1 pseudogene is annotated in these 966 nt (G+C 36.1%); it reads left to right on the top strand.

The features are described from left to right. Positions 1 to 785: 785 nt before the first annotated feature. Positions 786 to 966 (top strand): annotated as a pseudogene (locus R8N47_RS23880) (XRE family transcriptional regulator); the annotation flags it as partial.

The following is a 966-nucleotide window of genomic DNA, read 5'->3' as shown; positions in this document are numbered from 1 at the left end:
ACAGAAGATCAATCAGCGAAACCACCTGAGCAGAAAACGCCTTCCAAAGATGTGCTCGATTTTACGCAGAATTTTTTACAACCTTAATCTTCGAATAGCCTCAGCAATGAGGCTTTTTTATTTGCCCGATAACAGCTGCTGGTAAGCTCCTCTAGGCGATGCCACCCTCTCTCTTCCCATCCCTGTTTTTACAAGAATCTCTATATAGAGACGAGTACACCGTTTTTAAGACGTTTGCGTGTTTTCTCTTCGCATCGAGTCCTGAATCCCGATGTTCGCTTCTATATGTACCAACGCTGCAAACATGGCCAAGCGGTCATGGTTGAGTGTTGCGAAGATCTTAATTTATTCATTTGCATATTATTTATTCGATTTCTCAACAGATTTTGTACGTTTAGTTCAGACTTTCTAGTGAAACCTAAAAATGGAGGGGAATCCCCCCTGTTTCAGAGATGGTTATTAAGCTCAAATCAAACATTTCCAATATCTAATTAACTGGAATTGGAAATTAATTTCGTGGCTATAAATAAAAGGCTAAAAAATACACTCATTACTTTATCTAATAATATTAATTAAAATTTGTACCTCTAAATCTAAATTTCTATTTTTGGTTTAAGATTTGATTTGTTGATTTTATTCTTAATTAGGCGCAAGATAATAAGCAAATAAAAATAGCGCATACTATGCGTATAAAAACATTCGGAAGTAACTTTTTCATTACATGTTTCAACAGAAAATGGAGCATATTCCATTTGCTCTGTTTTATTTCTATTAGAGATTTGTGTATGTTGAGAATCATTAGTGCAGATAAGTTCATCTCTTCAAGGTTCATCTTGGAATACAGCAAAGCGGAGTTTGCGTCTTTGTTGGGAGTTTCCGTAGCTAAGATAACCAATATTGAAAGTGGCAAATCTTCGATTCCCCCGGTGTACGATTACGCCATCAATCATTTACTCAGTGAGCATC

Source organism: Vibrio sp. 2132-1, from assembly GCF_033344315.1.
This window is presented reverse-complemented; position numbering and strand designations above follow the sequence as displayed.